Source organism: Mesorhizobium sp. M0678, from assembly GCF_040320505.1.
Classification (GTDB): Bacteria; Pseudomonadota; Alphaproteobacteria; order Rhizobiales; family Rhizobiaceae; genus Mesorhizobium.
This window is the reverse complement of record NZ_JAMYPT010000014.1, coordinates 37178-62340: the sequence shown is the minus strand read 5'-3', so window position 1 is coordinate 62340 and position 25163 is coordinate 37178. Positions and strand designations below refer to the sequence as shown.

The following is a 25163-nucleotide window of genomic DNA, read 5'->3' as shown; positions in this document are numbered from 1 at the left end:
GCAAACGACGCAACGATGCTTCAAGACGTTGACTATCCGGACTGCGGGAAAACATGAAAGCTGATTTTTACGAAACGCTAGGCGTGCAAAAGGGCGCCGACGAGAAGGAGCTCAAGAGCGCTTTTCGCAAGCTCGCCATGCAGTTCCATCCCGACCGCAACCCAGGCGACCATGCCTGCGAGCACAAGTTCAAGGAAATCAACGAAGCCTATGAGACACTGAAGGACCCGCAGAAGCGCGCCGCCTATGATCGCTTCGGCCACGCCGCCTTCGAGCACGGCGGTATGAATGGCGGGGCGCAAGGCTTTGGCGCCGGCGGTTTCGCCGACATTTTCGAAGACATTTTCGGCGACATGATGGGCGGGCGCCAGCGCCGCTCGTCCGGCGGCCGCGAGCGCGGCGCCGACCTGCGCTACAATATGGAAATTACGCTGGAAGAGGCATTTTCCGGCAAGACCGCGCAGATTCGGGTGCCAGCCTCGATCTCCTGCTCGGAATGCTCGGGCAGCGGCGCCAAGCCTGGCACCCAGCCCGTCACCTGCTCGATGTGCAACGGCCACGGCAAGGTGCGCGCCACGCAAGGCTTCTTCTCGATCGAGCGCACCTGCCCGCAATGCCAGGGGCGCGGCCAGACCATCAAGGATCCGTGCCCGAAATGCGCCGGCCAGGGCCGTGTCACCGAGGAGCGCTCGCTGTCGGTAAACATCCCTGCCGGCATCGAGGATGGCACCCGCATCCGGCTGGCCAATGAGGGCGAGGCCGGCCTGCGCGGCGGCCCGTCGGGCGATCTCTACATCTTCCTCGCGGTCAAGCCGCACGAATTCTTCCAGCGCGACGGGGCCGATCTTTATTGCAAGGTGCCGATCTCGATGACGACGGCAGCGCTTGGCGGCTCGTTCGAGGTGACGACACTGGACGGTACCCAGACGAAGGTGAAGGTGCCGGAAGGCACCCAGAACGGTCGCCAGTTCCGCCTCAAGGGCAAGGGCATGCCGGTGCTGCGCCAGCCCAATATCGGCGACCTCTACATCCAGACCGTGGTTGAGACGCCGCAGAACCTTTCGCGCCGTCAGCGCGAATTGCTGGAGGAATTCGAGCAGCTTTCCTCAAAGGACAATTCGCCTCAGTCGAGCGGATTTTTCGCCCGCATGAAAGACTTTTTCGAAACGTTCGGCGAGCACTGAAGCTGATCCCTGGAAAACGCTTCCCGAGCGTCATCAACACCTTATCCGGGGATTCGACTTGTCTTGCACCTCGTAACTGTTAAGTAGCATGCGAGGGAGCGTTGAGGAGGACTTTCGATGACGCGTAGTCCCGGACTGCGAAAGACGCTGGCGGAAAAGTTCGACGACGAGCTGAAGTTCTTCAAGGGCTGGATCGACAAGCCGAAGGCGGTCGGTTCGATCGTCCCGACCAGTTCCATCACCGCAGGCAAGATGGCCTCGATCGTCGATCCGACATCCGGCCTGCCGGTGCTCGAGGTCGGGCCCGGTACAGGCGTCATCACACGCGCCATCCTCGCCCAGGGCATAAAGCCTGAGAACCTCTACGCGGTCGAATATTCCACTGATTTCGTGCGCCATCTGCGCCAGCTTTATCCAGGCGTCAACGTCATCGAGGGCGACGCCTTCAATCTCGACGCGACGCTTGGCGACAAGCGCGACCTGATCTTCGATTCTGTGATATCGGGCGTGCCGCTGCTCAATTTCCCTGTCGCCCAGCGCATCGCCTATGTCGAGAGCCTGCTCGACCGTATCCCGGCGGGCCGGCCGATCGTGCAGCTGACTTACGGGCCGCTGTCGCCGATCCCGCCGGGCCGCGGCGACTATACGGTCGAGCATTTCCATTTCGTCATCCGCAACATTCCGCCGACGCAGCTTTGGATCTACCGACGCGGGGCCGCATGAATTGAAGCGTTGGGTTTGAATAGCACTTGTCTTATACCCATCGGGTGACAAGGCAGACCCATGGCTGTGATCCCGAAAATTCTCGTCGTCGCCGGTTCGTTGCGCAGCGGCGCCTATAGCGGCAGGACCGCCGACGTGGCACAGAAGGAACTTGCCATGCAGGGCGCCGAGGTGACCCGCATCTCGCTCGCCGACTATCCGCTGCCGATCCTCGACCAGGATTTGGAAAAGGACGAAGGCATTCCCGAAAACGCCGTCAAGCTCGGCCGGATGATCGCCGCCCATGACGGGCTGCTGATCGCGACGCCCGAATATAACGGCTCCATTCCACCGCTGCTCAAGAACAGCATCGATTGGGTGAGCCAGCTGCGCAAGGATGGCGGCCGGACGTTCAGGCCGCTTGCCGGCAAGGTCGCCGGCCTCTGCTCGTCTTCCAACGGACCCTTCGGCGGGATACGCTGCATCAACCATCTGCGCGCCGTTCTGGTACGCTGCCGGATGGAGGTGGTGACACCGGAGTGTTCGGTGCCGGAGGGCGGCTACGCCTTCGACGACGAGGGCAACTTCCGGGACGAAAGACTACGCCAATCGATGGAGCACCTATGCCGAACGCTGATCGAAACCTCGCGCATGCTGTCGACGCGGATCGAGGCATGATCCCGGACGCCGCGCATGCCGACACGATGCAGGAACGGCTGATCGTCGGCCTCGACCTGCCGACGCTGAAGGAAGCCGAGAAAGCGGTGCGCGAGCTCGACGGGATCGTCTCCTTCTACAAGATCGGTTACCAGCTCGCCTTTGCCGGCGGGCTCGATTTCGCCCGCGAGCTGGCCAGCGGCGGCACTAGGATCTTTCTCGACATGAAGCTCCTCGACATCGATAACACCGTTGCCAAGGGGGTCGACAACATCGCCAGGATGGGCATGAGCATGCTGACCATCCATGCCTATCCGAAGACGATGAAGGCGGCGGTCGAGGCCGCGAGGGGCAGCGACCTTTGCCTGCTCGGGGTCACCGTGCTGACCTCGATGGACGAGCAGGACGTGATCGACGCCGGCTATGAGTATGATCCGCATACACTGGTGCTGAGGCGCTCCGAGCAGGCGCTGCATGCCGGCATGGGCGGCATCGTCTGCTCGGCCGAGGAAGCTGAGGCGGTGCGCCGCATCGTCGGCCCCGACCTGGCGGTCGTGACGCCGGGAATCCGGCCGAAGGGCAGCGACCATGGCGACCAGAAGCGGGTGGTGACGCCGGCGCAGGCGATCCGTAACGGCTCCAGCCATCTCGTCGTCGGCCGGCCGATCGTCGGTGCGGCCGACAGGCGGGCGGCGGCGGAAGCCATCCTTGACGAAATGCGCTCCGCGTAACATCCCCAAAACCATTTCGGAGAAATGCCATGCCCAAGGGATACTGGATCGCTCGCGTCGACGTGCGCGATGCGGAAGGCTACAAGGACTATGTCGCAGCTGCCAAACCGGCCTTCGACCGCTTCGGCGCCAAGTTCCTGGCGCGCGGCGGCGCGCATGAGAAGGCCGAGGGGCCGGGCCGCGACCGCAACGTGATCATCGAGTTTCCGTCGCTTGCGGCGGCGCATGACTGCTACCACTCTCCCGAATACCAGCGCGCCGTCGCGATCCGCCAGAAGGTGGCCGAGGGCGAAATCGTGCTGGTCGAGGGGATTTAGGCGAGAAGCCGGTTCGCCGCTGCCTCCGCCATCGTATCGGCGAGGCTCAAGCCCCATTGCTGGCGACAGTAATCGCGGAAATCGAAGCAGGGCAGGCCGGGGCAGACCTCGAACTCGATGAGGTGGACGCTGTCGTCGGCTTCGACCCGGAAATCGATGGAAAACACATCCCGCAGGCCAAGCCCGACCATCAGGCTTTCGGCGATGTTGCGGATCCTTGCATCAGCCAGAGGCTGGCTGCCGGCGACCGGCAGCAGCAACGGCTCGGCGTAATTTCCCGTGGCTTTGGCCGCTTCGCCGGTATTGCCGTAAAGCGCCAGGCTGTCCTGCATGGTCTGGAAATCGCCGCCTGAATCGACAAAGGCGATGCCCAGCGCCTCGACGCCGGTATCCGGCCTCAATCCGAGAAAACTGGCGCGCGCGTTGCGGCCGGCGACATAGGGCTGGACGACGACATCGTCGCGATAGGCGGCGAAGACGCGCCGGCTAAGCTCCAGCGCATGGCCGAGATCGTGGCAGCGCGAATCGGGCCAGATACCGATCTTGGCGCCGAGCCGGTTCGGCTTGACGAACCAGCCGGCGGGCGAAGCCGGCGGCGCGACCAGCCAGGCGCCGTCACGGGCAAGGCCCGCCTGCGGCACCGGCAAGCCGAACGCGCCGAGCACGGCGCCTGAACGGAACTTGTCCTGGCAGAGCGCGAAAAGCGCATCGTCGGCGCCGATCGCCTCCAGGCCGTTCAGCCGTGCCAGAGCTGGTGCCGCGCCGCCGCGGAAATAGGCGATGCCGTCGGTCAGCGTCCAGACTAGCGTGGTCTTCGGGTCCTCGCCGGCGAGAACGCTTGCGGCGTCGTCGAGCGCCACCGGCGCAAACGACGGGCCGCGCTTCTGGCAAGCGGCGGCAAGTGCGTCGAATTCAGCAGCGATATCGGTCGATTGCGCCAGATAGGAGGCAATTTCGGCGGCACGCTCCGGCACGTGGTTATCGGCAACCAGCCGATCGAAGCAAGCCTTTTCTGGCTCGTAGACAAGGATCAGCTTCGGCTTGCGGCTTGACATGATCGAACGATTTCCCGGCAGCACGATTGCTAAAGCAATTCCAGGAAAAGTGTGAAACGGTTTTCCGTCCGGAATTGCGTCAAAACAAAGAGATAGAGCGGTTCAGCGTTCCCGCGAAACGATGAACCGTTCTAGCATCGCACGGCGAATGCATTCGGCTTTCGCGGAACCGACGTCAGCCGGACGCCTGCACGACAGCAACGGCGCCATCTTCCTGTTTGACCATGATCTTTTCCGAAAACCGGTTCCCACTTTTCGGGATCATGGTCAGCCAATCAGCACACGCGGCTCGAAGCGACCATTGACTGGAATGTCGAGCATAAATGTCATGCCGGCTTGCGGGTCGAGCAGGCGCTGCTTCTCGCTCTTGCCCGACCAGGCGGAGGTGACCGCCAGCCGGTCGGCATTCCTGCCGACGAAAGCCGGACAGGAAGGCTGCGTCGCCGGCATCGCCACCGAACGGACGAGCTTGCCGTCGGGTCCATAGGCTTCGACGACGCTGCCGCCCCAGCAGGCGTTCCACAATATGCCGTCACGGTCGAGCACCGAACCATCGATATAGCCCTTGGCCGAACGGTGGTCGACGAAGACCTTCGGTTCGCCAACCGGCAGGCCGGTCGCCGGATCGCAGCCGACGCGCATCAACAGCCCGGTGCTGGTGTCGGTGTAATAGGCGATCGTCCCATCCTCGGAAAAGCAGATCGAATTGGGCACCGTGACGTCGGCATAGAGCCGGCGCAGCTCGCACTTGAAGAACCAGTAGATCGAACCGGCGGCCTTCTCCTCGCCCTTGCCCATGGTGCCGACCCAGAGGGCGCCGCAAGGGTGAACGCGTGAATCGTTCGAGCGGGTGACCGTATTGTCGGCCTCGATCGGCGTGTGCAGCGTCAGCTTGCCGGTCGCGACGTCGCGGACATGCAGACCGGTCTCGGTGGCGATCAGCTGGCGTTGGTCGTCGATGATGCAGATGGCGCTGGCCATCTGACCGAGCTCGTGGATTTTGACGGCACCGCCCGACAGGCGCTGTTCGAGGAGCTGGCCGTTGACGATGTCGAACCAGTAGAGCGTGTCGGTGGCAGGGTCATAGCTTGGTCCCTCCCCGAGTTGGCAGACATGGTCGGAAAAAACCGAAACAATGGTCTCGCTCATCATGCCACTCCAAACGCCGCGTCCCAGGCCTGAACTGCGGCTTTCGCTCGCGCTGCCACTTCGTCGACGCTCATGCCCGGCTTGAACAGGCTGGAGCCAAGACCGAAGACGCTGACGCCGGCTGCCTTGTAGCCGGCAAAATCCTTATCCGAAACGCCGCCGACCGCGCCGACCAGCACACTGGCCGGCAGCACCGCGCGCATCGCCGAAATGCCCGCCGCGCCAAGCACGCTCGCCGGGAAGAATTTCAGTGCCGAGGCGCCGAGCCGGATTGCTTGAAATGCCTCGGTCGGCGTGAACACGCCGGGCATCGTCACCATGCCGTAGTGCATGGCACGGCCCATGACCTCGGCATCGATATTGGGGCTGACCAGCAGCCGCCCGCCGGCCTTGTGCAGGCCGTCGACATCGGCGGCGCTGAGCACCGTGCCGGCACCGACCAAGGCTGTTGGAGGAAGCGCTCCGACAATGCTGGCGATGGAGGCGTAAGGATCGGGCGAGTTGAGCGGCACCTCGATCGCTTCGATACCGGCGCCGAAGATCGCCTGGCCGATCGCCACCGCCTCGCTTGGCTTGAGGCCACGCAGGATGGCGACCAGACCCCGCTCGAGCTTTGGAAAAGGTGCGGTCTCTGTCATGCGGCAACTCCATTTCCGGCGATCATGCCATTTTCGCGCGCGGCTTCGGCAAGACCGGCACGCACCGCCTCGTCGGCGTCGACCACCCTGACCGCGAGCCCGGCAAGGCCGAGCGCGTCGGCATAGAGCGTGCCAAGTGCGCCCGACGCGATCAGCACGACGGGCACGGCACTCGCCCCATAACGGCGATTTGCCGAAGCGATCTCGCCGCCGATCAGCAGGCCGGACAGGCACGCGGCGGCATCCTCGGGCTTCAGATCCTGCAGCAGGCTGGCGGCGCGGATCGAGAACAGTCTTGAACCGATGTCACCGCCTTCGGCCAACGCCTTCAGGCACCACTCCCGGAAAAATGGATTTTCGGCGGCAACCGGCTTCGGCGGCTCGCCCAGCGAATGGCGCAGGATCGAGTGCGCGGCCAGCACCGAAAACAGCTCGCCGGTCGGCCAGGTGCCGAAACCGGCAACGGCACCGTCCTCGACCAGCACCCATTTCGAATGCGTGCCAGGCATGCAGACGACATGGCGTCCCTTTGCCGGCAAACCGGCGCCGGCAAGCTGCGTCTCCTCGCCGCGCATGACATCCGGGGCGTCGGCCAGACGCTGGGCAAGGCCGGGCACGATGCGGATGTCGCGGCGCTGGCCGGGGATGCGGGCAGCGCCGGCGAGAATAGCGCCGATCGGCGCCGGCACGCTGACATAGGGCGCCTCCAGCCAGCCCTGGCGCGAACCGGCCATGCCGCAAATGATGACCGGCAGCGCCTCGGCTGCGCCCAGTGCAGCCAGATGCCCTTCAAGAATGGACGAAAATCCTTTAGCCTGGGCGGTGATCAGCCCGTCATCGCCGCGCCGCTCGGCGAGAACCTTGCCGGCGCCGTCGAGCAGCCAGACCCTCATACGGGTGGTGCCCCAGTCGACGGCCGCGACGGAAGCTGCCTTGCTCGATGAGATCACAGGAACCCCCCATCGACGATCAGCATCTGCGCGGTCAGCATGCGTGAGGCATCCGACGCCAGGAACAGCACGGTGCCGACAATGTCTTCCGGCTGCATCACCTCTTTGATGCACTGTTTGGCGACATGAGCGGCGAGCGCTTCTTCGGTGACCCAGAGCTTTCTCTGCCGCTCGGTGATCACCCAGCCGGGCGCGATCGCGTTGACACGGATGCCATCGACGCCGAGCTTGCCGGCAAGACCCTTGGTGAGACCGACGATGCCGGCCTTGGCGGCGGTGTAGGCCGGCATATCGGGATGGTTGATGAGAAACGACGTCGAGGTGAAGTTGATGATCGAGCCGCCGCCGGCCCGCTTCATGCCCGGCGCCACCGCCTGTGCGCTGAAGAAATGCGGGCGCAGGTTGATGGCATGGTTGTTGTCCCAGAACTCCACCGTGACGTCTTCGACGGCATGACGGTCATCCTGAGCGGCATTGTTGACCAGCACGGTCACGTTGCCATGCGCCTCGGCGGCTTTGGCGATTGATACCCGCAATGCCTCGATGTCGCGTATGTCGGTCTTGAGATAGAACGGCCGCCGGCCGAGCTCCTTGTCTAACCGATCGGCCAGCGCCAGGCTCGGACGGTCGGCGATATCGATGAAGGCGACCTTTGCCCCCTGGCGGACAAAACCTTCGGTCAAGGCAGCACCAATGCCGGAGCCGCCGCCGGTGATCAGCACCGAAGCGCCTTCGAGGTCGGCAAAGCGTGCCGATGGCATCATGAAATTCTCTCCCGGTCCAATGATCGCGGTCGGCCGGCGCGCATCCTATCCAGCCATGTCGGGCGGGCAAGGGCGAAAGAGTGGATTGTCAGGACTTATGTCCGACAAAAGGCCGCACGGGCCGCCGATCGATCAGTTGCCCAGCCGGACGCGGTACAATTCGACGGCGGCTCCGCTGGTCCCGGCAACCGGCTCAAGCCATTCCGGCACGCTGCCGCGCATCAGCCCGGCAAGAAAGCCTGCCGGCGCCTTGGCTGCGAGGAGCTTGCTTTCGGCGCTGCCGGGGCACAGCGCGACGAGGCCGACGTGATGATCCGCCACGACCGTCCTGGCATCGGCATCAGACCCAAGGAAGGCATCGAGCGCCAGCAGGTTGCCGGCGACATTGCGATGATAAGGCCCAGCGAAGACGCGATGTCCGGAATAGGCCAGGATAGGCGATCCGAGATTGGAAATTGCCAGTACGGTGGTGCCGGGCAGGCGGCCGAGTGCCGCAAAGGAGGCCATGCGCTGGCAAGCGACATCGGTGCCGTCGCCATTATCCGCCGTGGTGTTGCTGTCGTCGAAGGCTACCGAGGTCGCCGCGGCAGCCCCAGTCCAGACCGCATTCACCGAAACCAGCCAGACGGCAGCCATGCGCAGCGCCACCCCGCGCGACGCGCTGGCCTCGGCCCGTTGACGCCATTTGGCAATCCAGGCGGCAAGCGGGATGACGGCGAAGGCGATCGAGAATGTCGAACCGCGTACCTGCCAGGCGCTGACGATGAAGGCCACGACAAGCAGCGCGCCGACAAGGCTGTCCTGCCGCCGCCAGCCACCGCGGCCAAGGCGAAGCGCCATCAGCACGAGCGCAATGAGCGGCGTGGCATAGCGCGCCACCACCCCGGCCGGATCTTCAGCGAGCAGCTTGAACAGCGATTGCGCCTCGTCGATGTGATCAAGCCATAGCTCCTTGAGGCGCGGATCGAGGTTGGCGTAGGGCGCTGCCAGGCATTGTGGGAACAACAAGACGACGACAGCGCCCAATAGCAGGGCAAGCAGGCCAAGTGAGGCGATGCGCCGTTGGCGCGTGCGGCCGGCCGGCTCGATCGACGCTATCGCCGCAAGGCCGGTTCCGGCAATCGCCGCGACGACGAACTGCACGGTCGAAAAGGCGTCGCATTGCGCCTGACCCCAGGCAGACGGCGCAATGGTGGCGACAAAGACGAGAGCGGACACGCCGGCAAAGCCGAGGCCGAAATCCCTGGCGATCAGCCTCTCGCCATTGGCGCCGAGGGCGAACAGCATGGCGACAGAGGCGCCGATGGTGGCCACATAAGGGGCGGTCTCCATACCGACGGCCAGCATCAATCCGGCGCACAGGCCGGAGAGCAATGCCGCCGGCCTGCGCATTGGCGCTTCAAGCAATAGGCTCAGGCTGGCCATGCTCAGCATCAGCTGGATATTGTGGTGATCGAGCGCGCCAGGCGAAAAAATGCCAATGAAATACAGTGCGGCAGCGCCGACCACGACAGCGGGCAGCACGGCGCTGTCACCGGCAAAGCTGCGTGCGGCGCGGGCGGTGAAAAACACGGTCAGGCAGAAGAGCAGCGTCGGCCACAGCACTTGCGCAACATTCTCGGCAAAGGCCGCGCTGCCGGTCAGGGCCGATACGGCGATGATGATGGCGGCGATCGGCGCATCGACCAGCCGCGACCAATGCATGACGAAACCGCCTTCCAGGCCCATCCTGTACTGGTGCAGATCGAACCAGCCCTGGCTGGCCAGCATGTCGCGAACTTCGACAAGGCGCAGCAGATTGTCGTTGTCGCCGCCGGCATTGGTCAATTCCGGGAAGCCGGCAAGGGCATTGACGGCAAGTGCCGGCAACGTGGCAAGCAGCGCCAGCGCGATATCGGACCTCCAAATGGAGGCGCCATCGTCGGCTGTGCTCATATCAGGACCTTTGGAAGGAATACGGTGCGGTTTAAACCTAGCCTTAACAGCTTCAATAAATAGTAAAGCCGCCCGAGCGAGGCCGGCGCTTGAGCGGTCAGGGGCCTCACAGGGCATCCGGAGACGAAAAATGCCACAAGAAGTGCGCCATGAGCCGAGCATCGCCGTGCTCCTGCCTTGCTACAATGAGGAGCTGACGATCGGCGAAGTGGTGCGGCGCTTTCGCGAAACGCTGCCTGCCGCCGCGATCTATGTCTACGACAACAATTCGCGCGATCTGACGGCGCTCCGAGCCCGCGCCGCCGGCGCCATCGTGGTGCGCGAGCCGCGCCAGGGCAAAGGCAATGTCGTGCGCCGCATGTTCGCCGACATCGAGGCCGACATCTACCTGATGGCCGACGGCGACGGCACCTATGCGCCGGAGGACGCGCCGCAACTGATCAACACGCTGCTGACCGAGCGCTCCGACATGGTGGTGGGCACCAGGCGCGGCGTCGCCAACGACGCCGGCAGGACAGGCCACGCCTTCGGCAACCGCATCTTCAACAGCCTCTACAAACGTTTGTTCGGCTCGGACTTTACCGATATCTTCTCGGGTTACCGCGCCTTCACCAGGCGCTTCGTCAAGAGTTTTCCCGCCGTTTCCGGCGGTTTCGAGATCGAGACCGAAATGTCGGTGCACGCCTCGCAGCTCAAATTGCCGGTCAGCGAGATCGGACTCGACTATGGCCGCCGGCCGGAAGGCTCCTCGTCGAAGCTGTCGACCTTTCGCGACGGCGCGAAGATCCTGTGGATGTTCGCCATGCTGATGAAGGAGACGCAGCCGCTGCGTTTCTTCGGCGCTTTTTCGGTGTTCTTCCTGGCATCAAGCCTGTTTCTGATGGCGCCGGTGCTGATCGAGTTCGCCGAAACCGGGCTTGTGCCGCGCATGCCGACCTGGGTTCTGTCGGTCGGCCTGCTGCTGCTGTCGATGCTGGCGGCGGTGACCGGGGTGATCCTCGATTCGGTGTCGCGCGGCCGCGCCGAGCAGAAGCGCATCTTCTATCTGTCGATGCCTTCCGGTCGCGTCGAACGTGAACGTGCAAGCGCGCTCGCGACTTTGAAGGCCGGACCGCGCAAGACCCCGCGCGCGGCCTAGAGCCTAAATGGGACGCCTCGCCCGCTTCATTGTCGCCGGCGGCATCGGCTTCGTCGCCGACGCGGGTGCGCTTTGGCTGGTGCTGGCGGCAACGCCGCTTGGCCCCTTGGCAGCCCGCATCATTTCGATCGGTTTTGCGCTGTCCGCCACCTGGCTGATCAACCGCCACCTGACCTTCTCGCCTTCCAGCCGGGGCATCGCGCATGAGGGCGCCCGCTACGGCGGCGTCGGCATTGCCACCAGCGTCGTCAATTATCTCGTCTATTGCGTCATGTTGTTCGCACTGCCGATGGTGTCGCCGCTCATAGCCCTTGCGGTCGCCTCGCTGGTCGCCATGGCGCTGTCCTTCCTCGGCTATTCCAAGCTGGTGTTCGACCGCTGAAGGCACATCGCGTTGGGATCTGCGCCAAGCGAAGCGCAGCCTCATCATGACCTTGGCCGATTGGCAGAGGCCGCCGATTTCCTTATATCGCTGTCGTCGATGCATCGGCCCGAAAAATCGGAATCGATTTTCGGAAAGCACGATGCATGGATTCAAGAAATGTTGGAGCGTACTTTGTGCGTCCAAGTGGATCGCTCCAAGTGCGCCGGAGAGCTGCCATGCCCCTGAAAGTCGCCGTCCAGATGGACCACATCTCCACCGTGTCGGTAGCCGGCGACACGTCGTTTGCACTGTCGCTGGAGGCGCAGCGGCGCGGCCACCAATTGTTCCACTACACGCCCGACCGGCTGTCGCTGCGCGACGGCAAGGTGTTTGCCCGTATCGAGGCGATGCAGGTCCGCGACGAGAAGGGCAATCATTATTCGCTGGGCGAAGAAGTCCGCACCGATCTTTCGGAGATGGACGTCATCCTTTTGCGGCAGGATCCGCCCTTCGACATGAACTACATCACCACCACGCATATTCTCGAGCGCATCCATCCGAAGACGCTGGTGGTCAACGACCCGGCCTGGGTGCGCAACAGCCCGGAAAAGATCTTCGTCACCGAATTTCCCGACCTGATGCCGGACACGCTGATCACCAAGGACCCTCTCGAGGTCGCAGCCTTCCGCAAGGAGTTCGGCGATATCATCGTCAAACCGCTCTACGGCAATGGCGGCGCCGGTATCTTCCACCTGCACGAGGCCGACCGCAACCTCGCCTCGCTGCTCGAAGTGTTCGGCCAGTTGTTCCGCGAACCCTACATCGTGCAGCGCTACCTCAAGGAGGTGCGGGCTGGCGACAAGCGCATCATCCTGATTGACGGCGAGCCTGTCGGCGCCATCAACCGCGTGCCGGCCGAGCACGATTCGCGCTCCAACATGCATGTCGGCGGCCGCGCCGAAAAGACCGAATTGACGGAACGCGAACGCGAGATCTGCGCCCGCATCGGTCCCTCGCTGAAGGAGCGCGGCTTCATCCTCGTCGGCATCGACGTCATCGGCGATTACATGACCGAGATCAACGTGACCTCACCGACCGGCATACGCGAAGTGCAGCGCTTCGGCGGCGCCGACATCGCCAGCCTGTTCTGGGATGCCGTGGAGGAGAAGCGCAACTAGCCTCGCTTCGCGAGCGGCCGCGTTGCAAACCATTGCCGCCGTTGCGCTCAGCTGTTCCCCAAATGTTCTTGCCTTCGCCGGAAATCTGTGGTTGTCTCGGGTGACGCCGTTCGCGGCATGATCGCAAAGGCTTGGGGCAAAAGCCTGCATCCGGGGTGAAGACATGGTGGCGCGGGTTCGCACGGTTGCTTTCCAGGGCATCGAGGCCGTGCCGGTCGACGTGCAGGTGATGATCGCGCCGGGCAAGGTCAACATGCACATCGTCGGGCTGGCCGACAAGGCCGTAGCCGAAAGCCGCGAGCGGGTGCAGGCAGCACTTCATGCATCCGGCCTGTCGATGCCGTCGAAGAAGGTCACCGTCAATCTGGCGCCCGCCGACCTGCCCAAGGAAGGCAGCCACTACGATTTGCCGATCGCGCTCGGGCTGATGGCGGCGCTCGGCGCCATTCCGGGCGACATGCTGGCCGGCTATGTCGTGCTTGGCGAATTGTCGCTCGACGGCACCATCGCCGCGGTGGCTGGCGCGCTGCCGGCGGCAATCGGTGCCAATGCCGAAGGCAAGGGCTTGATCTGCCCGTTCGCCTGCGGGCCGGAAGCGGCCTGGGCCGGCAAGGATTTCGACATATTGGCGCCGCGCAGCCTGATCGCCATCGCCAATCATTTTCGCGGCACGCAGGTTCTGTCGCGGCCGGAAGCCGGCATCCATGCCGCGGCGCGCGACCTGCCCGACCTTGCCGACATCAAGGGCCAGGAGACCGCCAAGCGGGCGCTGGAGGTGGCGGCGGCCGGCGGCCACAATCTGCTGATGGTCGGGCCGCCGGGATCGGGAAAGTCGATGCTGGCGCAGCGGCTGCCGTCGATCCTGCCGCCGCTGGCGCCCAGGGAATTGCTCGAAGTCTCGATGATCGCCTCGGTGGCCGGCGAACTCGGCGAAGGCAAGCTGACCGACCGGCGGCCGTTCCGTGCACCACACCATTCGGCCTCGATGGCGGCGATGGTCGGCGGCGGTCTGCGCGTGCGGCCGGGCGAGGCCTCGCTTGCCCATCACGGCGTGCTGTTCCTCGACGAGTTTCCCGAATTCTCGCCGCAGGCGCTCGATGCGCTGCGCCAGCCGCTGGAGACCGGCGACTGCATGATCGCGCGCGCCAACCACCGCGTTACTTATCCGGCACGTATCCAGCTGGTCGCGGCGATGAACCCGTGCCGCTGCGGCATGGCCGGCGAGCCCGGCTATCGCTGCCTGCGCGGCGATCGCTGCCGCACCGACTACCAGGCGCGCATTTCCGGCCCGCTGCTCGACCGTATCGATCTCAGGATCGAGGTGCCGGCGGTCTCGGCCAGCGATCTGATCCGGCCGGACCGGGCGGAGAAAAGTGCCGCCGTCGCACTACGTGTTGCCCGCGCCCGTACGATCCAGCGCGAGCGCTTCGAGCGGCTCGGCGCGACCGCCACCACCAACGCCCATTGCTCGCCGTCAGTCATCGAGGAGATCGCCATGCCCGATGCCGCCGGCCTGTCGCTGCTCAGGGATGCCAGCGAAAAGCTCGGCTTTTCCGCACGAGCCTATCACCGCGTCTTGAAGGTGGCGCGGACCTTGGCCGATCTCGAGGCCAGCGAGACGGTCGGCCGCATCCATCTGGCCGAAGCGATTTCCTACCGCATGAGCTCGGAACGGATGGCACAAGCGGCGTAGGCTTCCTTCCCCTCGAGGGGAGGGTGGCCGCGAAGCGGCCGGGTGGGGTCGCCGGCGACGTGCTCGGCCTTTAACGTCTGCACGATATGCGCAGATCAAGATGGCACCGAGTATTGGTCGCCAAGACAATCCCGTTCTTGTCGCTGGAATGGGAGTCGGCGCACTTCTTGCAGGACCCCTCCCGGCCCTTCGGGCCACCCTCCCCTCAAGGGGGAGGGGGACCCCGACTCCCATGCCTTCGCTTCAGGTGCCCTGCTTCGCCTTCAGCTCCAGCCGCCGCGCGTGCAGCACTGGCTCGGTGTAGCCGTTGGGCTGGATGCGGCCTTTGAAGACGAGGTCGCAGGCGGCGAGGAAGGCGATGGACTTGTCGAAATCCGGCGCCATCGGCCGGTAGAGCGGATCGCCTTGGTTCTGGCGGTCGACGATCGCCGCCATGCGTTTCATCGTCTCCATGACCTGCTCGGGCGTGCAGACGCCGTGATGCAGCCAGTTGGCGATGTGCTGCGAGGAGATGCGCAGCGTGGCGCGGTCCTCCATCAGGCCGACGTCGTTTATATCCGGCACTTTCGAACAGCCGACGCCCTGGTCGATCCAGCGCACGACATAGCCCAGAATGCCTTGCGCGTTGTTGTCGAGTTCCTTCTGGATGTCTTCAGGCGACCAGTTCGGCCGCCTTGCTACCGGCACCGACAGGATGTCGTCGAGTTTCGCCTTGGGGCGGCTCTTCAGCGCCGCCTGGACGGCGTGGACATCAACCTTGTGGTAGTGCGTGGCGTGCAGGGTTGCCGCCGTCGGCGACGGCACCCAGGCGGTGTTGGCGCCAGCCTTGGGATGCGCGATTTTCTCGGCCAGCATCGCCGCCATCAGGTCGGGCATCGCCCACATGCCCTTGCCGATCTGGGCGTGGCCGGCCAACCCGCATTCCAGCCCGATGTCGACGTTCCAGGCCTCGTAGGCGGCAATCCAGGCGGCCTGCTTCATGTCGCCCTTGCGGATCATCGGGCCGGCTTCCATCGAGGTGTGGATCTCGTCGCCGGTGCGATCGAGGAAGCCGGTGTTGATGAAGACGACGCGTTCTTTCGCGGCGCGGATCGCCTCCTTGAGGTTGACGGTGGTGCGCCGCTCCTCGTCCATGATGCCCATCTTGATGGTGTTTTTGGGCACGCCGAGCAGCGCTTCGACGCGGTCGAAAATCTCGACGGCGAAGGCGACTTCGTCGGGCCCGTGCATCTTGGGCTTTACGATGTACATCGAGCCGGCGCGAGAATTGGCGCGGCGCCCGTTCACGCCGATGTCATGCAGCGCGATCAGCGCCGTCAGCGCCGCATCCATAATGCCTTCCGGCGCCTCGTTGCCGTCGCGGTCTGATATCGCCGGATTGGTCATAAGGTGGCCGACATTCCTGACCAGCATCAGCGACCGGCCGGGCAAGATCAGCGTGCCGCCATCGGGCGCGGTATAGGTGCGGTCGGGGTTGAGCCTGCGGACAAAGCTCTTGCCGGCCTTGGTGATCTCCTCCGCCAAGTCGCCCTTCATCAGACCGAGCCAGTTGCGGTAGACCAGCACCTTGTCTTCTGCATCCACCGCGGCGACCGAATCCTCGCAGTCCTGGATGGTGGTCAGTGCCGATTCCAGCACGACATCGGCAATGCCGGCCGGATCGGTGCGGCCGATCTGGTTGTTGCGGTCGATGACGATTTCGATGTGCAGGCCGTTCTTGGTGAGCAGCACGGCTTCGGGGTCGGCGGCGTCGCCGCGATAGCCGGCAAACTGTCTGAGGTCGGCAAGCGTGGTGGCGCCGGCACCCTCGCCCAGCCGCAACATGCCGTTGGCGACCGAAAGCCCGTTGACGCCGGCCCATTTGCCTGTGGTGAGCGGCACCGCCTCGTCGAAGAAGCTTTTCACCAAGGCGACGACCTTGGCGCCGCGCGCCGGATTGAATTTGTTGCCTCGCTCGGCGCCGGCCGTCTCCGGGATAGCGTCGGTGCCGTAGAGCGCATCGTACAGCGAGCCCCAGCGCGCATTGGCGGCATTCAGCGCATAACGAGCGTTCATCACCGGCACCACCAACTGCGGCCCGGCAACCAAAGCGATTTCCGGGTCGACATTTTCGGTGGTCACGCTGAACGCCGGCCCCTCGGGCAGCAGATAGCCGATCTCGCGGAGGAACGTCTTGTAGGCCTCCATGTCGACGGGCGCGCCATTGTCGCGATACCAGCGGTCGAGCTTGTCCTGCATGGCATCGCGCTTTTCGAGCAGCGCCCGGTTTTTTGGCGAGAGATCATAGACGATCGCCGAAAAACCGTTCCAGAATGCCTCCGCCTCGATGCCGGTGCCCGGCATCGCTTCGTTCACGACGAAATCATGAAGCTCGCGGGCAATCCGCAATCCGGCGATCTCGACGCGATCAGTCATCAGGGCTTCTCCAGGGCTTGGCCGGCTTGCCGGCCTCGGGCCTTTGACATGGCAAGGTTGTAGGGTCAACTCGGCCTAAGGTGAAGGTAGGGCGTTTTCGCTGCCGATCTCCCCCCTTGAGGGGGAGATGGCCGGCAGGCCAGAGGGGGTCGCCTCGCGTGGAGTGCAACCTCTTCTTTGCACCAAATCGCGTCGCGCTTCATGCGAGGCGACCCCCTCTGTCGCCTTCGGCGACATCTCCCCCTCGGGGGGAGATTACGCGCTCACACCGCAATCCTTGGCCGTCCCGACGCCACCGCCACGACATGCGCCTCGATGAACATGCGCTGGCCCTCTACGGTGGAGACGCGGAACTCGCTGGCGATTTCGATCTCGGCGCTGTCGGTGCCGGCGTCCTTAGCCCGCCCGGCGGCAATCGCCCGCACATCTTTCTCCGCTGCGGCGATCGCCGCTGCTTCGTCGTTGAAATCGCGCACGCTTTCACCGGAGGTAACGCGGAACAGCCCTTCCTTGGGCTGGCTGACCCGCGCCTCGGCCGATACCCGGACCTGGCCGACGACGGCGCCGAGCGCGTTGGCGACATCGGTATCCTCAGGCACCATGCAGTCATTGCCGACCAGCTCGGCCAGGCCGGCATAGTGCAGCGGTGCCGAGGCGCCGAGGCCGATGACCGGACGGTCGAGGGCGACGCTCAAGCGGGCGATGCCGGGATGCGCGTCGACGGCGCGCTGGACCAGGGCATGGGCGACGGTCGCCGCGCCATCCAGCCCGTCCTCGGCAAAGGCGGTCTCGAGGATGACTTCCGCCGACAGGCGGGTCAGCGCGGTCAGCACCCGTTCCGAGATCGCCTCCGGCGAGGCGGCGATGAACTGGCCGCGGCCGTCGCGCCTGCGCGCGAACAGCTCGGCACCCAGACGCGCCGCGGCCGCATCCCAATTGGCCTGCCGGCCCAGCACATGCGCGGCGTCCGACGGCGTGAAGCCGGCGACATGCACCAGCCCGCGCGACACCAGCCGGTTCAAGGTGGCGTTCTGGGCGTTCGAGGTCAGCAATCTGTCGAGAGCCTGCGGCACGGCGCCAATCAGTTCGTAGAGCTTGGCTTCGGCGCCGGTCAGTCCGGCCGCCAGCCGCTCCGGCACGCCGGTGCGCACCGCCAGACGGCCATCCATGCGGCCGGGATTGGGCGCGCGCAGCTGGCGCTCGAGCTCCGCCGTGACGGCCTCGCCATGCATCAAGCCGGCCAGCGCCAGCGGCACCAGGCGGCGCGGGCCGAGCAGGATTCTCGGATTGAGCGCGCCGTCCTCCAGCGCCACTTCGGAATCGCCGCCGAGCCCAAAGGTGCGCATGGCGACGGCCTCGACCATGGTGCGGAACCCGCCGACGGTGGCGCCTTCCGGATCAAGCCGCGGCCGGCCCTTGTCGAGCACGGCGACGTCGGTGGTGGTGCCGCCGATATCGGAGACCACGGCATCGTCGAGGCCGGTCATGTGGCGGGCACCGACGAGGCTGGCGGCCGGGCCGGACAGGATGGTCTCGATCGGCCGCTGGCGGGCAAAGGCGGCCGAGACCAGAGCGCCGTCGCCGCGCACCACCATCAGCGGGGCGGCAATGTTGCGCGCGGCCAAAAAGCCTTCGGTTGCCGCGACCAGCCGGTCGATCATCGAGATCAGCCTGGCGTTGAGTAATGTCGTCAGCGCCCGGCGCGGGCCGCCGAGCTTGGCCGACAGTTCGTGGCTGGCGGTGACCGGCAGGCCGGTCCTGTCGCGGATCAGGTTCCGCGCGCTTAGCTCGTGCGCCGGATTGCGGGTGGCGAAATAGGCGCAGACGGCAAAGCCGGACACCGACTTTTCCAGTTCCGGCAAAGCTGCCTCCAGCCCGGAAAGATCGAGCTTTGCCGCATTGCCATGGACATCGTGGCCGCCGGGGCAGAACACCACCGGGTCGGTGCCGAGCGCCGCCTTCAGCCCGTCGCGGGCAAGGTCGCCTTCGGCAAAGCCGATCATGACCAGCGCCACGCGGCCGCCCTGGCCCTCGACCAGCGCATTGGTGGCAAGCGTCGTCGACATCGACACCAGTTTGATCGCTGCCGGGTCGGTGCCGGCCATTTCGAGCACCGCATCGACCGCGCCGGAGATGCCGACCGCCAGATCGTGCCGTGTCGTCAGCGCCTTGGCCTTGGCCAGCACCTTGCCGTTAGGGCCGCCGGCCTCCGACCACAGCACGGCGTCGGTATAGGTGCCGCCGGTATCGATGCCGAGGAAGAGAGGTGGCGATTTGGTCTTGGCGGTCATTGGCGGGTCCGGAGAATTCGTCTCCGCCCCTTAGCGGATATGAACGGGCCGATAAAGGCACGAGCGCTGGGCCAAGGCAGCGTAATCTCCCCCCTCGAGGGGAGATGGCCGGCAGGCCAGAGGGGGTCGTCTCGCGTGGAGCCCCGGCATTCTCTGGCCGCGATGGCGTTGGCGTCAGGACGTACCGACCCCCTCTGTCGCCTTCGGCGACATCTCCCCCTCAAGGGGGGAGATCGCTAGGCTACCCGACAAACCCCACCTTCTTATGCGAGCCATCGCAGAACGGCTTGTTGGCGGAGTGGCCGCAGCGGCAGAGGAAGGTGCGTTGCGTACGGTCGACCGTGTGGCCGGTGCCGGTGACGATTTCGACATTGCCTTCGAGCTTGAGCGGGCCGTTGGTCGTCGGTGTGACGGTCAGCGGGCCATTCCGCACCTCCAGCGCCGGCGTGTCCTTCAGCGCCGGCTCGCCGGTGGCGGTGAAGCCCGATTTGGTGTGGCTACCATCGCAGAACGGCTTGTTTTCCGAGGCGCCGCAGCGGCACAGCGTGGCGCGGTAAAACGTTTCGCCGCCCAACACGATCTCGGCATGGACGGCAAGCGGACCGTTTTCCCTTATGCGCACAATGTTGACCACCGGCGGCTGTTCCTGCGGCCCGCCATCCTTGCGGATATAGGTGATGGCACCGGACGGGCAGGCTTCGGCGAGCGCCACGATCTTCTCGACGCTGGCCGCATCCGGATGGATCCACTGGCCGGGCGCGTTGGGCACGAAGACACGAGGATCGCCCAGCACGCAGTTGCGCGAATGGATGCAACGTTTTCCCGAAAAGCCGATATCGATCTTCTCGCCTTCGACCACTGCCATGGGTGGGTCTCCTGTCGGACTACGCTATGGCGACAGTCAGGACGACGTCAAGGCAGCATTCTCCCCCCGTGAGGGCCGACCTCGGGCGCGGCGGTAAGGGAATTCGCATTTTGCTCGCAGCACCACATTTTGTTCTTGCTTTGTGCCGGCAGCTATGCTACTAATTTGCGTATGGTGCCAATTGGCTCCAACGACCCGCCCGCCGAGGCGGGTTTTTTGTTTCAGCTTTGAAATTCCGGCGTTGCCGGCCTGACGTTGGCGGGACGCCCCTGCCCGCTTTGTGCTGGCTTCTCCCCAAGGATGGAGCAATCGCCTATGAAGTCCCCCGGCCGCGGAGCCTGCCCTCGGGCTGAGGAGGCAGACTCGTGGGCGGCCACCTTCTTCCCGCCGGGGAGAAGAGCCTGGCGCAGCGCAGGCGACCTCCTCTCCCCTCGGGGAGAGGTCGGATTGCCCCGAATTGCCCTTTGCAATTCGGTTGGCAATCCGGGTGAGGGGGCACTTGTCCATACGCGACAGCCCCCAACAAGAGGGAGACGGGCAACTCACGGAACCAGATCGATTTCCTCGGTCTCGCCGCCACTGCAGGTGTAGCAGCAATCGTCGCACTTTTCCGTATTGCCGGGGCCGACGCCCCAATAGGTATTCTCGTCGCCATCGACCCAGGCGCCGTAGCAGATCGATTCGCCGTCACTGCAGGACAGCGGGATCGCCTTGGTCTCGCCGTCGTTGAGATAGTAATCCTGATTGTTGCCCGGCCAGACATGATCGCGGTCCTGGCTGTAGAGTTCGACGCGCATGGCGTTCGGATGGCTGTTCTTGATCTCGAAGGTGACATCGCCGGCATGCGCGACGGGCGCAAACAGCGTGACAATGAACAGCGACGCGGCGACGCGGCGCGCGAAAGCGTAGGACGACATGATGATTTCCCCCCGGAATGAAGCGGCCTGCCCGGCCGCGAGGGGGAACATGGCATGGCGGCGGGATGGGTGGAAGAGGCGATCGCGGCATTTGCGCTCCGCGTGACGCGCGAGGTTGCCAAGCAAGACCCCTCTCCGGTTTGCTTCGCAAACCACCTCTCCCCACTCCGTGGGGCGAGGAATGCCAATCACCGAAGCCTCCCAAGACCTGGGTTCCTCGCGCCCACAAAGTGGGGGAGAGGTGGCCGCGAAGCGGCCGGAGAGGGGCGGTCCGCCCGGGCTCAACGGCCGGGCTTCAGCAGTGTCCAGATCCAGCCAATGAATGTGAGCACCAGGAAGGGATATCCGGCAGCGGGCAGCGGCGTCGAGGTCGGCAGCAAAGGCGCACCCCACAGGATCAGGCCCACTGAGACGACAAACAGCACAGCCGCCACGACAGCGGTAAGCCGCATCCACAGCGCGAAGGTTTTCGGCGCGCTGACCATGACCAGCGCCGCCGCCCAAAGCGAGATACCGCCGACATAGGAGGGCACGCTGGCCTCAAGCCCCGCCGCATTGCCGGAGAGCAGCAGGCTTTCGCCGGCGAGAAAGGTCAAAAATCCAGCCGCCACGCAGTCATTGCCCTGGCGCTGATATTTCATCGTCAACAGCGCGGCCGCCACCACCAGCGCCACGCCGTCGATCGTCCAGAGTGTTTCGCGGAGTGGCGCGCTCTCCACGAAGGTGCCGGCAAGTCCGAAAGCGCCGCCGATGGCGAGGCCGATCGCGGCGACAAGGTCCAGAGTGGAGCGCATGTGATGTCTCCCCCGAAGCCGCAAGGATACTTCAAGGCGGGACATTCTCCAATGATGGTCCGCTGTCCTGAAGGGTCGCAATGGCCGGCGCGTATCCAGCTTGCTGACCTGTCGCACGCTTCTGCCCAATCTCCACCATGCAGCTTCAGCGCCGCGCTGGCGGGGGGCCCGCTGCCTCCGGCAGCTCCCCCGCTTTCGAAGCCTGCCATCGATTCACCGGATCGATGGCTTGGCGCGCTGTGCGCGCCAACCGGCTTCTCAATCGCCCATCTTCAGGGCCTGGATAAACGCTTCCTGCGGGATATCCACCTTGCCGAACTGCCGCATCCGCTTCTTGCCCTCTTTCTGCTTGTCGAGCAGCTTGCGTTTGCGTGAGACGTCGCCGCCGTAGCACTTGGCGGTGACGTCCTTGCGCAGCGCCGAGATGGTTTCGCGGGCGATGACCTTGCCGCCGATCGCGGCCTGGATCGGGATCTTGAACAGATGGTGCGGGATCAGCTCCTTCAGCTTCTCGCACATCTGGCGGCCACGCTTTTCGGCCGCCGTGCGGTGAACCAGCATCGACAGCGCGTCGACCGGCTCTTCGTTGACCAGGATCGACATCTTGACCAGGTCGCCCTCCTTGTAGTCGGTCAGATGGTAGTCGAACGAGGCGTAGCCCTTGGAGATCGACTTCAGCCGGTCGTAGAAGTCGAAGACCACTTCGTTGAGCGGCAGGTCATAGATCAGCATGGCGCGCTTGCCGACATAGGACAGGTCGGCCTGGATGCCGCGCCGGTCCTGGCAGAGTTTCAGGATGCCGCCGAGATAGTCGTCCGGGGTGAGGATGGTGGCGCGGATCCACGGCTCCTCGATGGCCGAGATCTTGACCACGTCGGGCATGTCGGCAGGGTTGTGCAGTTCCTTGACAGTGCCGTCGTTCAACAGCAGGCGGTAGACGACGCTAGGCGCGGTGGCGATGAGATCGAGATTGAACTCGCGCTCCAGCCGCTCCTGGATGATTTCGAGATGCAGCAGGCCGAGGAAGCCGCAGCGATAGCCGAAGCCAAGTGCGGCACTGGTTTCCATTTCAAAGGAGAAGGACGCGTCGTTGAGGCGCAGTTTGCCGACGGCGGCGCGCAGGTCCTCGAAATCGGCGGCGTCGACCGGGAACAGGCCGCAGAACACCACCGGCTGCGCCGGCTTGAAGCCGGGCAGGGCTTGTGCCGTCGGGCGCTTGTCCTCGGTGATGGTGTCGCCGACGCGAGTGTCGGCGACTTCCTTGATCGAGCCGGTGAAGAAGCCGAACTCGCCGGGGCCGAGCTCGTCGACATTGATGCGGGCGGGCGTGAAGACGCCGGTGCGCTCGACCAGGTACCTGGCGCCAGTGCCCATCATGCGGATGGTCTGGCCCTTCTTCAGCACGCCGTCGATGATGCGGACCAGCACGATGACGCCGAGATAGGCGTCGTACCAGCTGTCGACCAGCATCGCCTTCAGCGGGGCCGTGATGTCGCCCTCGCGCGGCGGCGGCAGATCGTTGACGATCGCTTCGAGCACGTCGGGAATGCCGAGGCCGGTCTTGGCCGAAATCAGCACGGCGTTGGAGGCGTCGATGCCGATCACCTCCTCGACCTGTTCGCGGATGCGCTCGGGCTCGGCGGCGGGCAGGTCGACCTTGTTCAGCACCACGACGATCTCGTGGTTGTTGTCGATCGCCTGGTAGACATTGGCCAGCGTCTGCGCCTCGACGCCTTGCGAGGCGTCGACGACCAGCAGCGAACCTTCGCAGGCGGCGAGCGAGCGCGACACTTCATAGGCGAAGTCGACATGGCCGGGCGTGTCGATCAGGTTGAGGATATAGTCCTCGCCATTGTTGGCGCGGTATTTCAGCCGCACCGTCTGCGCCTTGATGGTGATGCCGCGCTCGCGCTCGATGTCCATCGAGTCCAGCACCTGCTCCTTCATGTCGCGCAGCTCCAGCCCGCCGGTCGACTGGATCAGCCGGTCGGCAAGCGTGGATTTGCCATGGTCGATATGGGCAACGATGGAGAAGTTGCGGATGTTTTTGATCGGCGTGGTCATGCGGCGCGCTTTAGCAGGGGCACGCTACATCGGCAAGCGGCGGGGCGCGGGTGCGGCGGCGGGGCGGCAAAGTCGTTAAACTTTGATCCATGAGATTAGAGCATAGTTCGCGCCCGGCGTGATAGCCCACCGGCCATCGCCGTTTCGGGGGGATCGGAATGCCGTTGTCAGCACGCAAATTTCTCAAATCGGTGAGCGGCTCGTTCGCGCCATTGCTCGCCATCTTGCTTATCCCGATGGTTGCCGCATTGGGTTTTTCCATCGACTATACCTCTGCGGTTTCAACCAGGGCATCGATGCAGAACGCCCTCGATGCAGCGTCGCTGTCGATCACGACGCTTGCGACGGACACCTCACTGGCGGACCGCCAGGTAAAACTGCAGGAGGCATACCTGGCCAATGGCGGGCAAGGCACGGCCAAGCTCGACAGCTTCGTCGTCGCCACCGACGGCGCCGCCAGCATCAAGGCTTCGGCCGGCTTTGCCATGCCGACGAATTTCATGCAGATCGCCAGGATCAACACGGTGCAGGTCGGCGTTGCGTCGGCAGTGACAAAGCGGCCGGCGTTGGTGCAAGCCACGTTCAAGGTGACCAAGATCTCGGGCTGGTGGGGCAAGACAATGACGCTCTACGGCACCAAATTCGGGGACACGGTGGCCAACAAGCTGATGAAGATCACCTACACATACAACGGTTATGGCGATCCGAAAGGCTATGGCACGGCGACCGTCTCCACGATCAACGGAGCGACGATCACTATGGTCCAGCAGCAGGTGTGTACGACCACGACGGTGCTCAGCTTCTACGGCTTGCCTAGCACCACGATCGTCCAGACCGACTCATACGGCAGGAAATACGCGACCACCTGTGTCAACACAATGTATCCCGCGACCGGTGCCGGCGCGGTGATCGACGTCAGCCAGATGGACCAGCTATATCTGCAGATGGATGTCCCGTCAGGCAATCCAACGGTGCTCAAGTCGAACGATCCGGCAACATCGAACCGCCTCTACGCGAACGGCGTCGAGATCGCCAGTGGCCAAACGGTCGATATCTTTACGCTGGTGCCGTGCGGCCAGACCAGCACACAAGCGTGGGAAGACGGGGGATCGTCGGTGCCGACATCTCCGACCATCACCGATTCCAACGCGGACTTTTTCTACACAGTAACCGGCAAATGCGCCTTCAATCAGCGGGCATCCGAAACGCTGTTGACACAATAGGCCGCCGCAGCTGAGTGCGAGGGCATATCGGCCCGCTTAGGCTACCCGTCCATCACACCGCCGCCCCGGTCACACCGGGTGGCGTGTTGGTTGCGAGCGACCGTCTTCCCTTCGCCCCCTGTGGGAGAAGGGAGAGCTG

At 64.5% G+C, this 25163-nt stretch carries 22 protein-coding genes; 10 read left to right on the top strand and 12 right to left on the bottom strand.

Annotated features, from left to right (window positions below):
• Positions 1-53: 53 nt before the first annotated feature.
• The 5 genes from dnaJ to NKI29_RS22925 all read left to right on the top strand — a co-directional run bounded on the left by dnaJ (position 54) and on the right by NKI29_RS22925 (position 3591).
• Positions 54-1184 carry a molecular chaperone DnaJ gene (dnaJ, locus tag NKI29_RS22945; RefSeq protein ID WP_023679852.1) on the top strand — a complete coding sequence of 377 codons (1131 nt, stop codon included), beginning with the start codon at positions 54-56 and terminating at the stop codon, positions 1182-1184.
• 117 nt (positions 1185-1301) lie between these two features.
• Entirely contained in the window at positions 1302-1907 is a 606-nt protein-coding gene (gene pmtA / locus NKI29_RS22940) for a phospholipid N-methyltransferase PmtA (protein ID WP_023679853.1), read from the top strand.
• Between the two features lie 60 nt (positions 1908-1967).
• Complete coding sequence (locus NKI29_RS22935; RefSeq protein ID WP_352571544.1) at positions 1968-2564, top strand: NADPH-dependent FMN reductase; 597 nt, start codon at positions 1968-1970, stop codon at positions 2562-2564.
• Complete coding sequence (gene pyrF / locus NKI29_RS22930) at positions 2561-3274, top strand: orotidine-5'-phosphate decarboxylase (RefSeq protein WP_023679855.1); 714 nt, start codon at positions 2561-2563, stop codon at positions 3272-3274. The genes NKI29_RS22935 and pyrF overlap by 4 nt, the downstream gene beginning before the upstream one ends.
• A 29-nt stretch (positions 3275-3303) precedes the next feature.
• Positions 3304-3591: a DUF1330 domain-containing protein gene (locus NKI29_RS22925; RefSeq protein ID WP_023679856.1), complete on the top strand. Its 288-nt coding sequence runs from the start codon at positions 3304-3306 to the stop codon at positions 3589-3591.
• Here the strand turns inward: NKI29_RS22925 and NKI29_RS22920 are convergent.
• From NKI29_RS22920 to NKI29_RS22895, 6 genes are all read right to left on the bottom strand, one after another.
• Positions 3588-4646 carry a D-alanine--D-alanine ligase family protein gene (locus NKI29_RS22920; RefSeq protein WP_352620806.1) on the bottom strand — a complete coding sequence of 353 codons (1059 nt, stop codon included), beginning with the start codon at positions 4644-4646 and terminating at the stop codon, positions 3588-3590. The two genes, NKI29_RS22925 and NKI29_RS22920, sit on opposite strands and share 4 nt — an antisense overlap.
• A 267-nt stretch (positions 4647-4913) precedes the next feature.
• Positions 4914-5795 carry an SMP-30/gluconolactonase/LRE family protein gene (locus tag NKI29_RS22915; RefSeq protein ID WP_352620807.1) on the bottom strand — a complete coding sequence of 294 codons (882 nt, stop codon included), beginning with the start codon at positions 5793-5795 and terminating at the stop codon, positions 4914-4916.
• Positions 5795-6433 (bottom strand): 2-dehydro-3-deoxy-6-phosphogalactonate aldolase, encoded by a 639-nt coding sequence (locus tag NKI29_RS22910; RefSeq protein WP_023679860.1) that lies wholly within the window; start codon positions 6431-6433, stop codon positions 5795-5797. Before NKI29_RS22910 ends, NKI29_RS22915 begins: the two co-directional genes overlap by 1 nt.
• Positions 6430-7380 carry a 2-dehydro-3-deoxygalactonokinase gene (locus NKI29_RS22905; RefSeq protein ID WP_031212749.1) on the bottom strand — a complete coding sequence of 317 codons (951 nt, stop codon included), beginning with the start codon at positions 7378-7380 and terminating at the stop codon, positions 6430-6432. Before NKI29_RS22905 ends, NKI29_RS22910 begins: the two co-directional genes overlap by 4 nt.
• Positions 7380-8147 carry an SDR family NAD(P)-dependent oxidoreductase gene (locus NKI29_RS22900; protein ID WP_023679862.1) on the bottom strand — a complete coding sequence of 256 codons (768 nt, stop codon included), beginning with the start codon at positions 8145-8147 and terminating at the stop codon, positions 7380-7382. Before NKI29_RS22900 ends, NKI29_RS22905 begins: the two co-directional genes overlap by 1 nt.
• 132 nt (positions 8148-8279) lie before the next feature.
• Positions 8280-10082 (bottom strand): hypothetical protein, encoded by a 1803-nt coding sequence (locus NKI29_RS22895; protein ID WP_023679863.1) that lies wholly within the window; start codon positions 10080-10082, stop codon positions 8280-8282.
• Between the two features lie 130 nt (positions 10083-10212).
• On the opposite strand from NKI29_RS22895, the gene NKI29_RS22890 reads away from it, so the two are divergent.
• The 4 genes from NKI29_RS22890 to NKI29_RS22875 all read left to right on the top strand — a co-directional run bounded on the left by NKI29_RS22890 (position 10213) and on the right by NKI29_RS22875 (position 14455).
• Positions 10213-11220 (top strand): glycosyltransferase, encoded by a 1008-nt coding sequence (locus tag NKI29_RS22890; RefSeq protein WP_031212751.1) that lies wholly within the window; start codon positions 10213-10215, stop codon positions 11218-11220.
• A gap of 7 nt (positions 11221-11227) precedes the next feature.
• A complete protein-coding gene (locus tag NKI29_RS22885; protein WP_023679865.1) occupies positions 11228-11602 on the top strand; it encodes a GtrA family protein in 375 nt (124 codons plus the stop codon).
• 218 nt (positions 11603-11820) lie between these two features.
• A complete protein-coding gene (gshB, locus tag NKI29_RS22880; RefSeq protein ID WP_352797278.1) occupies positions 11821-12762 on the top strand; it encodes a glutathione synthase in 942 nt (313 codons plus the stop codon).
• A 163-nt stretch (positions 12763-12925) separates the two neighbouring features.
• Entirely contained in the window at positions 12926-14455 is a 1530-nt protein-coding gene (locus tag NKI29_RS22875; protein ID WP_023679867.1) for a YifB family Mg chelatase-like AAA ATPase, read from the top strand.
• A gap of 243 nt (positions 14456-14698) precedes the next feature.
• Here the strand turns inward: NKI29_RS22875 and NKI29_RS22870 are convergent, their stop codons facing one another.
• The 6 genes from NKI29_RS22870 to lepA form a co-directional block, all read right to left on the bottom strand.
• Positions 14699-16870, bottom strand: coding sequence for a malate synthase G (locus NKI29_RS22870; protein ID WP_352797276.1), 2172 nt, complete (start codon positions 16868-16870; stop codon positions 14699-14701).
• 263 nt (positions 16871-17133) lie between these two features.
• On the bottom strand, positions 17134-19161 hold the full coding sequence (locus NKI29_RS22865) for a hydantoinase/oxoprolinase N-terminal domain-containing protein (protein ID WP_352797274.1): 2028 nt from the start codon (positions 19159-19161) through the stop codon (positions 17134-17136).
• A 241-nt stretch (positions 19162-19402) separates the two neighbouring features.
• A complete protein-coding gene (locus NKI29_RS22860; RefSeq protein WP_352797271.1) occupies positions 19403-20026 on the bottom strand; it encodes a CDGSH iron-sulfur domain-containing protein in 624 nt (207 codons plus the stop codon).
• A gap of 542 nt (positions 20027-20568) precedes the next feature.
• Positions 20569-20943 carry a hypothetical protein gene (locus NKI29_RS22855; RefSeq protein ID WP_352571556.1) on the bottom strand — a complete coding sequence of 125 codons (375 nt, stop codon included), beginning with the start codon at positions 20941-20943 and terminating at the stop codon, positions 20569-20571.
• A gap of 281 nt (positions 20944-21224) precedes the next feature.
• Positions 21225-21737, bottom strand: coding sequence for a hypothetical protein (locus NKI29_RS22850; protein WP_352797269.1), 513 nt, complete (start codon positions 21735-21737; stop codon positions 21225-21227).
• A 258-nt stretch (positions 21738-21995) separates the two neighbouring features.
• Positions 21996-23801 carry a translation elongation factor 4 gene (gene lepA, locus NKI29_RS22845; protein WP_352640357.1) on the bottom strand — a complete coding sequence of 602 codons (1806 nt, stop codon included), beginning with the start codon at positions 23799-23801 and terminating at the stop codon, positions 21996-21998.
• A 158-nt stretch (positions 23802-23959) separates the two neighbouring features.
• On the opposite strand from lepA, the gene NKI29_RS22840 reads away from it, so the two are divergent.
• Positions 23960-25024 (top strand): TadE/TadG family type IV pilus assembly protein, encoded by a 1065-nt coding sequence (locus NKI29_RS22840; protein WP_023679028.1) that lies wholly within the window; start codon positions 23960-23962, stop codon positions 25022-25024.
• The last annotated feature ends 139 nt before the right edge of the window (positions 25025-25163 follow it).